This is a genomic window from Cohnella lubricantis, from assembly GCF_014212015.1.
Taxonomy (GTDB): Bacteria; Bacillota; Bacilli; order Paenibacillales; family Paenibacillaceae; genus Cohnella; species Cohnella lubricantis.
The window spans coordinates 23,378-34,532 of the sequence record NZ_JACJVN010000049.1 but is presented as its reverse complement, the minus strand read 5'-3'; the positions used below and the strand labels follow the sequence as shown (position 1 = coordinate 34,532).

9 protein-coding genes are annotated in these 11,155 nt (G+C 42.0%); all 9 read right to left on the bottom strand.

Features of this window, described 5'->3' with window-relative positions; translation table 11 throughout:
* Nucleotides 1–102 precede the first annotated feature (102 nt).
* The 9 genes from H4Q31_RS12420 to H4Q31_RS12380 all read right to left on the bottom strand — a co-directional run bounded on the left by H4Q31_RS12420 (nt 103) and on the right by H4Q31_RS12380 (nt 11,147).
* On the bottom strand, nt 103–621 hold the full coding sequence (locus H4Q31_RS12420) for a hypothetical protein (protein WP_185179379.1): 519 nt from the start codon (nt 619–621) through the stop codon (nt 103–105).
* A 1-nt stretch (nt 622) separates the two neighbouring features.
* Nucleotides 623–1,888 (bottom strand): AAA family ATPase, encoded by a 1,266-nt coding sequence (locus H4Q31_RS12415; protein ID WP_185179378.1) that lies wholly within the window; start codon nt 1,886–1,888, stop codon nt 623–625.
* 223 nt (nt 1,889–2,111) lie between these two features.
* Nucleotides 2,112–2,696 (bottom strand): TIR domain-containing protein, encoded by a 585-nt coding sequence (locus H4Q31_RS12410; protein WP_185179377.1) that lies wholly within the window; start codon nt 2,694–2,696, stop codon nt 2,112–2,114.
* A gap of 56 nt (nt 2,697–2,752) precedes the next feature.
* Complete coding sequence (locus H4Q31_RS12405) at nt 2,753–3,244, bottom strand: toll/interleukin-1 receptor domain-containing protein (protein WP_185179376.1); 492 nt, start codon at nt 3,242–3,244, stop codon at nt 2,753–2,755.
* 5 nt (nt 3,245–3,249) lie between these two features.
* On the bottom strand, nt 3,250–4,659 hold the full coding sequence (locus H4Q31_RS12400; protein WP_185179375.1) for an adenylate/guanylate cyclase domain-containing protein: 1,410 nt from the start codon (nt 4,657–4,659) through the stop codon (nt 3,250–3,252).
* Between the two features lie 11 nt (nt 4,660–4,670).
* Nucleotides 4,671–5,093, bottom strand: coding sequence for a TIR domain-containing protein (locus H4Q31_RS12395; RefSeq protein ID WP_185179374.1), 423 nt, complete (start codon nt 5,091–5,093; stop codon nt 4,671–4,673).
* Between the two features lie 75 nt (nt 5,094–5,168).
* Nucleotides 5,169–8,306 (bottom strand): type I restriction endonuclease subunit R, encoded by a 3,138-nt coding sequence (locus H4Q31_RS12390; RefSeq protein ID WP_185179373.1) that lies wholly within the window; start codon nt 8,304–8,306, stop codon nt 5,169–5,171.
* 17 nt (nt 8,307–8,323) lie between these two features.
* Complete coding sequence (locus tag H4Q31_RS12385) at nt 8,324–9,634, bottom strand: restriction endonuclease subunit S (RefSeq protein WP_185179372.1); 1,311 nt, start codon at nt 9,632–9,634, stop codon at nt 8,324–8,326.
* Nucleotides 9,624–11,147, bottom strand: a complete 1,524-nt coding sequence (locus H4Q31_RS12380; protein ID WP_185179371.1) for a class I SAM-dependent DNA methyltransferase — start codon at nt 11,145–11,147, stop codon at nt 9,624–9,626. The genes H4Q31_RS12385 and H4Q31_RS12380 overlap by 11 nt, the downstream gene beginning before the upstream one ends.
* Nucleotides 11,148–11,155 lie beyond the last annotated feature (8 nt).

Below are 11,155 nucleotides of genomic sequence, written 5' to 3'. Positions count from 1 at the left end.
ACAATCTATTTTACAGACTCTCGATAGCATTCTTTCTCTACTTCAATCCTCAATGATGTATTTGAATCTTTGTACTTGACCGTATTGATGTTTAAATTATTACTACCCTTTCCTCCTTCTTGGTGGTGGCATCAGCTGAATAGGTTCATATGATTTCAAACCCGCGTCGCCAGTTAATATCTCTACTTGATAACTTTGTATCTTCGCATAATAATCTGCCACACTTTTAATAGTTGCATCACCTATAGAAATTCCTTGTGCAGCAAGAGTTGGCCACTCTTCCGTTAACCGGCTTACCTCACCTTCATCCCATAGAACCGACTGATCAGAGAAGGCAGCCCAGGGAGTCTCATTCTGAATTGCTTTTTTAATAATATCAATTAATCTCAGGGCAGTAGCATATCTGTCACCCGTTGATTGTGCAATATGGTTACCCGTTTCAATAATTGTCGCAAGAGGCAATACCAACGTTGCTCCTCTTTGAACCTCATCATTTATTTTCTTACTTGCTCTTTCAGAGTCCCACCTGTCATTTTCGCTTCCACAGTCCTCTTTTCCGGGAACATTAATCCAACAGCATAATATCGAGGTATCAATAATCAGTATTTTCTTGACTGACAACCTAGTTCCCCTCCTTGTCTTTCGAGAGGACTTCTTCGAGTCTCCCACTGGTGACTATCTTCCCAATAGGTCCGACTGCTAGTAACTTTGGTAAATTTTCTATATCCTCTAGCAGTGTAAGTTTGCTTTCACCAGTTTCTGAAGACCGATGTGCCGTAATAACAAATGGAACCATCTCAGGGCCAAGAGCATCCATTAGGGCAGGATTATGTGTAGTCATTAATATATCGATCTTTCGCTCCATACCAATCTCTTTTAACATCTTCAATAACAATTGTGCTCTAGATGGATGTAAGCCGTTATCAATTTCCTCTATAACAATCAATGTATTTTGGGGCCTGGTTAGTAACGCTGTGAGAATCCCAAGAAAACGTAGGGTTCCATCAGACATCCCCTTGGCATCCATTATTAATTCTTCTGATCCTGTACTCCACTTTTCCTCGCAATACAGCATGGCATCATTCTTGAATCTTCCAACCGATTCTGCCCATACTCTCCGTATATCCCCTTCAGGCAAGCGAGTAACATAACCAGATAATTGTTTCTCTAGTTCTCGTTGCTCTGAATCCGGATAGGCGGCAATAACACCGGCGATATTATGTGCGTTACTAGCCAATATATTAGATAACGAGGTGTAGTCCCGCATTAAAGCTGGTACAGGATCAAGTATAAATACATTCTCTTGAGTAGAAATTACAGTTTCTATACCCTTAATAACTTCGTCCTTTAATTCTTGGTTACGCATTTGGCTTAATATCGATACATTTCTTCTAAAGTTCCTTTTCTTAGGTCTTCCTTTCTGCCCATTATATAGGGTTACAAGTACACTTGGACTGTCGTCTTGTTCAACAGTGGCCGAAAATAACTCTGTCCGCTTCTCAGATCTCTTCTTATACTCTACTAATACTAGTGACTCTGACATTAACTCTACATGTGGTTCTGTTCTTACCTTAATTTTATATTCATAATCAAAATTTTCATTAATTGAGATTAAGGTTTCTAAGGAAAATACTGTCCCCGGCTTTCTTGCAGCCCACTCTACTCCCCCTCGAACAGCATTAATTTTCGAATCTAGGAGAATTGTAGATTCACCCATTAATGCGCTTTGCAGATCTTTACCTTGCGATAGTCCCTTAAGAAATACCAACCCATCTAAAGCATTGGATTTACCACTTGCATTTGTTCCAATTAGGATTGTTAAGGGGTCTATATATAAAGTCGATCTCTTAAAACTTTTCCAGTCGACATACCTTATTTCTTTAAGCATAAACTCTCCTCCTCGACTAACTTACCATCCCTACCTAATATTACTCAGTAACCAATCTTTCTATATAGAATTGCAACAGATAAGATTTCTTACTCAGAACAAATCCATATTACCTATATGATATCCTTTTTCTCCTTTACACAATCCAAAGTAGCATAACTTGACTTTCAAATGCCCCATGATCTAGCAACAGGACTGGTTAACACTTAACTTTTCAAAATTTTTATGGTCGAACTTTTATTTTTGAAGCTATCGGGCTATTTCTTTTATCGAATGCATCTTGAATAAATTTTTCAGGATTCGCCTCAAACTCATCCCATTTCACTAATACACAGTATCTATCTTCCTCGTACCAAACACATTTACTATTTGGAATAAAGTAATTATACGAGAACTCTTTAATTGTAGTATCATCATTAATTGAGATTGCATTGTGACTCTGGCCACATGTTGAACAAGTATATGAACCTAAATAAATTCTCTTGTACATGGAAGGGAGGACGACACCTAATATTCCATTACGAGTGTTTCCTTTCCCATTGTACAACGAAGCCTGCAGCTCCCTTTTTATAAACTTTTGTTCCTCATAACCTAATTTTTCAGAACTAACATTTCCAATTAGATGAATAGTAACTGTAGATGTCGAAAGGTAATCTTCTCTAATTTTTCTTAGAATATAATCTTCATCTTCAGAGTCAATCGCATCGTTTAGTGATTGATCGATCATATCGATATCCATATTCTTCTGAATATACTCTTTGTATTCAAGATCTTCCGTTTTGAAAGAAATAAAGCATTTATGCCCCATGCAATGCCTCCCTAACGTCATCCAATTTTCTAACCTGTTTGCGTACATATTACCTATTATCTAAGCTGTCCAGTCAATATTTTCATGCGCTTTTGAAATGCCTCGGCATAATTTTTGGGCTTGGCTGTATAGATAGATTTATTAATCTCCTCATTCAGCAATGTAGTCCTGTCTCGCTTAAGTAACATAATGTAATTGTTTAAATCTTGATCAGACTCTAACACAGGCCACTTCCATAAGTAGTCCGGTAACCGCTGTTTATCCCAGTAACTAACATAACTTGAAATAGGGTACTCTCGTTCAGTGGCTAACCCGATCTCAAAGGGGACCCACCAAGAAATCTTGGTATTGTTCGTTATAATAGCCAATAGGTGAGTGCATTCATTTAACTTATTTCTTAAATGATTAGTTAAAATTTCTCCACTTCCAAACAAGTTGTCGTCCAGTACATCCAAATAGTAAGAGACTCCTTGTCTCTGAAATTGTTGGCCGACCCAATATGCTTTTTGGGCATCCTCGGATTTATGTGAAATAAATACTCTAGTCAAAATTTTCACTCCAATATTTTCAAGATTGGTTCGACATTTGCTTGTTGATTTGTGAAATGTGCATATATTTGAATTTGTTCTGACGTTGCTCTTCTTTCAAAGGAAGTTGGATTATGGTTCTTCACTGCGTTTTGAAATAAATCTAAAGCAGGCTCGAGGTCATCCTGAATTAATTCAGCCTCTGCTAATGTAGAATCCATCCACCAGTCTTCACCTTTTCTGTGACCCCATGACTGGAGGATATATCCCGCCAATTTATTTCCTTTTCCAGCTTCCATGCCACCCATTAATTTGTATAGATATGCAACATTAATGGCAGGATAATATTCTTCAATGTTTAATCTAAATGCCTCCAAATATAAATCTCTTGCTCTTTCTAGAAGCTCCTTACGTATTTCATCGTATTTAAGCAACCGACCATTTTCAAATATTGCCCTTCTCTTGTACTGTGCTGCTAACATTGATAAGGTGTCAGAGTCTCTTGCACCTAATTGCCACAGTCCGTACACAATGTCGGCCGCACTTTCATATTCGCCTATCCTTGTAAGGCAATTTGCTTTGATCTTTAATAGCCTTTTTTGATGCTTAAAAGGGTAAACTTTAATTTCGTTTATGTCTAGAAAGTACTGTTCAGCCCTTTGAATATATGTAATAGCTTCTTCGTAAAAACCAAAAGACTTACATATGTCGGCCAGTTCAATAATATAATGTCCTGATTTCCCTTCTATTTGTTCGCTCTTAAGCGCTTGCTGTAATATCTCCTTATTTGGAGCGTTTTTATAGAAATTTATCGTTTTGCTTTCATCCTCTGACATTTTCGGGGCTTCTGGCAGAGCCCATGATAAATCTGTTCTCAAGATTCTATCAATTATCTGTTTGGGTTCATCATTTCGGTATAATCTATAAATTTCCTTCACTCCAAAGTTTTTCGCTAACTCAATCTCACCGAGTTCATCAAAACTTACTCTTGTCACCTTTTCAGGTAAATTTTCAATAGCTTCTTTAAACTGTTTCGAAACAAAAACTTCCCCGGGCCGGGTAATTGGTTCAATCCTTGCTGTGGTGTTTACATTTGTCCCAAGTACATTTCTCCTTTGTAACAAAGGATCATCAAAGTACTCAAATTCACCGTAATGCCCCGCTATTCTTGGATACAGTTTTGTTATACCTAATTCATGATATTTATATTCTTTAAACAAGTCTCTATACAGCAGGGCCATTCCAACTGCATCGTGACCTGACTCATATACGGCAACAACCGCATCTCCCCAGGTATTCCATACAGAGGCTCTTTCGATAAATGGCTTTAATCTTTCTGATAGTTGAGGCATAATTTCTTTATAAAAAATGCGGATTTCTGGTTCTGTTAATTTAGAAAAACCTTTTAAATCAGAGAAAATTAAATAACCGTTCATAATTCCACTCCTTAAATAGAATAAGCTCTAATGGCTTTTACAATGGATTCTGTATTCCAGCCAACGATTGTGTCCGCTGCATTTTGTACTTCGAGTGGCACTCTTTCTTGCCCCCAAGGTTTAATTCCTACTATAGGCTTGCCATACTTTTGCGCAAGGTCAATCTCAGTTTGAAGCCAGTAACGATGGGCTACATACATTCCCGCAATTATAAGCACACAGTTTACAGGTCTCACTTGCTTATCCAACAAACCTGTCAACTGTCTTTTTCCCACATCAGTATTAGGATTTACTAACGGGTCGTGCTTGGGGACAGAATAATTTCGATAATTAAATAAAGGGGCATTGTCTAACATTTCAACTACTTTGTAGTATTGTTCGTTGTATTTCCAAGCATGACTAATGAACAGGTCGTACGTTTTTAATAATGGCATCCTCGAGTCCCTCCTAAACTTTAATTAAAAAGGCATAGCTAAAAAAGAATTGCTTTTAGCTACGCCTGATGTCTGTTAGTATTTAAATTCTTCTGTCTCTGCCTGTGCCATTAACTCCGCTTGTTGAAGCACTAAGTCAATCGCCATTTTCTCAAGATCCGGTGGATAGCCGTATTTCTTCAAAAGTCTCTTAACCGTAATCCTCATTTGAGCACGAACGTTCTCACGCAGAGTCCAATCCACCTTAATATTGTTTTTTATAGCCTGGGTCAACTCGTGAGCGATCTGCTTGAGAACCAGATCACCCATAAGTTCCTTCGCTGTCTCGTTCGAAGCTAACGCATCATAGAAGGCGACTTCTTCCTTGATCAGACCAAGATCTTCGCCGCGTTTAACGGCAGCGTTCATTTCCTTGGCCATCTGGATCAGTTCTTCGATGACTTGTGTAGTCTCGATGGTGCGGTTGTTGTATTTTCGAATAGCTTCCTCAAGCATTTCGGAGAATTTCTTCGACTGAACGATGCTCGTGCGGGAAACAGCTTTAACCTTTCCTTGAAGGAGCCTTCTCAATAGCTCAACCGCAAGGTTTTTTTGCTTCAACCCTCGCACATGCTCCAAGAATTCATTCGACAAGATCGCAATATTCGGTTTCTGCAGGCCGACAGCTTCAAGAATATCGACAACTTCATCCGACATGATCGACTTGGAAATCAGCTGGTTCAGTTCCGCATCCAGTTCATTCGTCGTTTTCTTTTTGTTCTCCGTGGTGATGATTTTGACAATGCCGGATTTTACAGCCTTGTAGAAGCTAATTTCCAAGTTCACCGATTCCGCTGCTTCCGTCGTGGCGCATAGAGCATAGGCCTTCGCAAGTTCAGTCGTCCAGTTTACAAAGTTGCGTTTGCCTTGATCGCCTAACCCAAGCACATAATCCACCGTCTCGACGATTGCTTTCATGCGCTCGGAGGCTTTTTCCGATGCATATTTCGAAAAGTCGTGTCCATGCAACTGTTCCCGGATGAGTTGGATTCGCTCCAGCATGAAATCAACGGCTTGGTCTGTGTCAATCCCCGCAGTTTTGCGATCATTTTCCGTATATTGCTGGAGTGCCGACTTCAACATATCTGCAATTCCGATGTAGTCGACGATAAGACCACCAGGCTTATCACGGAAGACTCTGTTGACACGAGCAATAGCCTGCATTAGGTTATGACCTTTCATCGGCTTATCAATGTACATCGTATTCATACTCGGCACGTCAAACCCAGTCAGCCACATATCACGCACGATGACGATCTCTAACGGATCATTCAGATCCTTCATTCGTTTGGCCAAATGCTCCCGGCGACGCTTCGTACCAATATAAGGTTGCCAATCAGCCGGGTCGCTTGAACTTCCAGTCATGACGATTTTGATTTTGCCTTCATTGTCGTCATCGCTGTGCCAGTCAGGGCGAAGGGCAATGATCTCTTTATAGAGATCGATGGCAATGCGCCGCGACATCACAACGATCATCGCTTTGCCGAACATCGCACCTTTACGTTGCTCATAATGTTCAACCATGTCTTTAGCGACCTGCTTGATACGCCTCTCCGAACCAGCAAGTGCTTCTAGCCGCGCCCATCGGGACTTCAGCTTCTCTTGTTGAGTGTACTCTTGATACTCGGTAATCTCTTCGTACTCCTCGTCGATAACCGGACGCTCAGTGTCCGACAGCTCCAACCGTGCGATACGGCTCTCATAGTAAATCTTGACGGTCGTGCCATCTTCCACAGCCCTAGTCATATCATAGATGTCGATGTAATCACCGAAAACAGCTGGAGTGTTCTTATCCGTCAACTCCACCGGCGTACCGGTATAGCCAATGTAAGAAGCGTTCGGTAATGCATCACGCATATATTTTGCATAGCCGTACTTTATACTTGCTTCGTCCTTGGAAGTGACCATCTCAGCTTGAAAGCCATATTGACTGCGATGTGCTTCATCCGCAATGACAATGACATTACGGCGATCTGTGAGCACAGGGTACTCCGATTCGCCATCTTCGGGTGTAAACTTATGAACCGTTGTGAAAATAATCCCGCCCGACTCCACCGAAAGTAGCTGTTTTAAATGAGCGCGGTCTTCGGCATGTTGCGGAGTTTGGCGGAGCAAGTCTTTTGACTTGCTAAACGTAGCATATAACTGATCATCGAGATCGTTACGATCCGTTACCACGACAATCGTTGGATTATCGAGCGTTAGAACCAGTTTGCCGGCGTAAAAGACCATGGACAGACTTTTACCCGATCCCTGTGTATGCCAAATGACACCAATCTTACGGTCGCCATCCTCCAGCGTCGCTCTTTCCGTAGCGGCAATCGCCTTATTAGTGGCATGGTACTGATGATAACCGGCTAGTATTTTGAAAAGACGTTCACCATCCGTCTGAAACAGAACAAAATGCTTAATGATGTCCAGTAGACGTCTTTTCTCGAACATGCCTTTAATTAACACTTCGAGCTGTGGCAGGGAGGAGGAGGCCACATCCTCACCGTTAATGGTCCGCCACATCATGAACCGTTCCTCGTCAGCCGTCAGCGTGCCTACTCTGGCGTTGACACCATCACTGATTACCATGAAGGAGTTATACGTGAATAGGGATGGAATCGCCTTTTTATAAGTTTGCACCTGATTGTAGGCATCACTGATTCCCACTTCTTCATTGGAGGCGCTCTTCAGCTCCAGAACCGCAATCGGAAGGCCGTTGACGAACACCACAACATCCGGCCGCTTATCAACTTGGTTCTCTATGACCGTAAACTGATTCACAACAAGAAAATCGTTATTGTCGACGCGGTCTGGATGCGTGTCAAATAACCATACTTTTTCGGTCGGATAATCACCACTGGCATTCCGATATTGAACATCAATGCCGTCCGTGATCATTTTCTGGAACGCTTTGTTGTTAATCATCAAGCTCGGGCTACGAGGCACTTCGATGACACGAATGGCTTCCTCGATGGCTTCACGCGGCAGCTGCTTGTTGATGCGGATAAGCGCTTCACGTAGGCGTTCTTTCAGAATGACGTCGTGATAGAACTGTCTTTCCGGATATTCTCCTTCAGGTGAAATCTCGGGACCGTAGGCTTTGTTGTAGTGTAGTTCTTCGAACCATTCGAGAGCAGCTTGTTCCAAGTCACTCTCGGTGTACGATGTGGTGTACAGGGCCATGGGTGCACCTCCTTTGTTTAAGTGGTGGTGTATTGAGCTTTGCCTTCGGCTACCAGTGACCGGTCTAACATCTGGTCTAGCGAAAACTTATTATCTTTAGGCACTTGTAACTCTCCGGACATGAGTTTAGGGAGGAGGGTATCACGGATTTGAGTAAGTTGTTGATTCTCAAAGAAGTTGGTTTGCATTTTGTTAACAATGCCTTTAAAAATCCCTGTAAAATCACTTGTCACCTTAGCAGTTGGTATGACTATTTTATATCTACTAATATCGTTCCAATTTGTTCTAGGCATCTTCGTTCCATTGGAACACTGAGTTACATAGTCAACTAGCCGTTCGCTAAATAAGTGTGATACCAAATATCCATAATAAGTTTCTTCAGTTGCGTTCAATGCAATAATATCTGTGGAGCACACACCACTAAAAGGGGCAACGGACACCTTATGAAAGTAAGGCCTTAACTTTCCGAAGAGTACATCACCGTTTTTAAAGCATGTTTTGTTGCTCTCTAGGTTGTCAGATATACCAAAGCTATCTAAAGCTAACTTCTTTCGTGGTACATGTTCGAGTCCCACATAAACTGTACCATTTGGAATATCTTCTGGCTTTATTGTATCCTTTCTATGAGTCGCAATGTCACCGATGGACCCGAGTTTCCACCCATTCGGGATCAACCCCATTTCACTTTCCTCAAACTCCCCGCCACTGGACTTATACGGTTCACCATTTTCATTAGGGAACTCAAAATCAACAAACCAGCGTTTGAAAAGAGCTAAGGCCATTTCTTCAAGGTTATTGTTAATGGCATTGTTAAGTTCTAGTTTATTTTCGATGGAATGAAGAATCTTAGATATCCCAATTTGAGTTTCATAATCAGGCATGTTGATTTGAACTAGCCTTAACTCTGATTGCTTAATTCCAGTTACTGTTGTACCCGATTCTCTTTCTTTAAGCCTAGATTGACCTATATTAGACATTAGATAATATTTAAGGAATCCGTTATCTAACACATTAGCTTTGCCTCGTAAAGTAACAATTCTCTGAGCCAATGCGACATTACTATTACTTAATTGTGCTACTTCCCCAAGAGGCGCTTCTGTAGTCAACACCACATCGCCCACCTTTGGTAGACCTCTGACCATCCATGAATCATAATCTTTTTCATCAATAAATTCATTTGGAGGAAGTATCGCGCCGTTTTTAACTATTTTTGCAGTAATTAGAGGAATACCGGTGTCAGTTTTCTTAGGTGTTTTCCCTCTATAATCAATTAATATTTCGAGAACTTCCTCTAATATAAATGTCTTCCACCCAGAATTAGAACTCAAACCCAATCCCTCCAAGCCGCTTGCGAATCTCGTCTTCCAGGTGTCGCGATTTAGCAAACTGCTCAGCCAACTCCGAGGTCAACCGAGTCATCTTATCCTCAAATGGCTCGCCATCCTCTTCGACATCCTCAATGCCTACATATCGTCCTGGAGTCAATATATATTCATGTTCTTGTACTTCCGTAAGTTTCGCAGCTTTGCAGAAGCCTTTAACATCCTCATATGCTCCAGCTTCAGCCTGCCCTCTCCAAGCGTGGTACGTATCTGCAATTTTCTTGATATCGTCCGAAGTCATCTCGCGATGCGTACGATCAACCATTTGACCCATTTTCCGAGCATCGATGAACAGAATCTCTTCGCGGCGATCGCGAAGCCCTCTTGGGGCCTTATTCTTCGCCATAAACCAAAGGCAGACTGGAATTTGCGTCGAGTAGAATAACTGCCCTGGCAACGTTACTATGCAATCCACCAAATCTGCATTGACCAACTTGCGCCGAATTTCAAGTTCCGCTGTTGTACTCGTCGACATAGAACCGTTCGCCAAGACAAAACCGGCCACACCGCTTGGAGCCAACTTGTTTACCATGTGCTGAATCCAGGCGTAATTGGCATTGCCTGCTGGCGGAATTCCGTACGACCAACGGGCGTCTTCCGTTAACCGTTCGCCGCCCCAGTCACTAATGTTGAACGGAGGATTGGCCAGTATGTAATCGGCCTTCAAGTTCTTATGCAGATCGTTATGGAACGTATCCGCATGATGTTCTCCCAGGTTGCTGTCAATCCCACGGATCGCCAAGTTCATTTTACACAACTTCCAAGTCGTTGGGTTCGACTCTTGGCCATATACGGCAATATCTCCTAGTTTGCCTTGGTGCTCTTCGACGAATTTTTCGCTCTGAACAAACATTCCACCGGAACCGCAGCAAGGGTCATAAACACGTCCCTTATATGGCTCAATCATCTCAACGAGCAAGCGAACAACGCTGTTCGGCGTGTAGAATTCACCGCCGTTCTTACCCTCAGCGCTGGCAAACTTGCTAAGGAAGTATTCATATACCCGGCCAAGAACATCCTTGGAGCGGCTATCTTCATCCCCAACCTTGAACGAGAACAAGTCAATGACTTCGCCAAGGCGCGTTTTATCAAGGGCAGGTCTGGCATAATCCTTTGGCAGAACACCTTTCAGCGAACCATTTTCCTTCTCGATATCGATCATTGCTTGGTCAATGATTTGGCCGATTTCCGGTTTCTTGGCATTATTCTTAATGTGGCTCCAACGTGCATCCTTTGGTACCCAGAAGATGTTCGCAGCTACGTATTCGTCCCGATCTTCGGGGTCCGCATAGGGCTCATTCTTCAGTGCTTCGTATTTCTCTTCAAAAGCATCCGATACATATTTAAGGAAAAGAAGACCTAACACGACGTGCTTGTACTCAGCAGCATCCATGCTGCCGCGCAGCTTATCGGCCATGCTCCATAATTTTTCTTCAAAACCCAAGTTTGCTGTTGCCATTCTCAAGC

Coding starts and splice junctions, on each gene's coding strand:
- H4Q31_RS12395 (WP_185179374.1), bottom strand. CDS start 5,093: ATGCCATTATTAAAAACGTACGACCTGTTCATTAGTCATGCTTGGAAA.
- H4Q31_RS12390 (WP_185179373.1), bottom strand. CDS start 8,306: ATGGCCCTGTACACCACATCGTACACCGAGAGTGACTTGGAACAAGCT.
- H4Q31_RS12380 (WP_185179371.1), bottom strand. CDS start 11,147: ATGGCAACAGCAAACTTGGGTTTTGAAGAAAAATTATGGAGCATGGCC.
- H4Q31_RS12400 (WP_185179375.1), bottom strand. CDS start 4,659: ATGAACGGTTATTTAATTTTCTCTGATTTAAAAGGTTTTTCTAAATTA.
- H4Q31_RS12410 (WP_185179377.1), bottom strand. CDS start 2,696: ATGGGGCATAAATGCTTTATTTCTTTCAAAACGGAAGATCTTGAATAC.
- H4Q31_RS12415 (WP_185179378.1), bottom strand. CDS start 1,888: ATGCTTAAAGAAATAAGGTATGTCGACTGGAAAAGTTTTAAGAGATCG.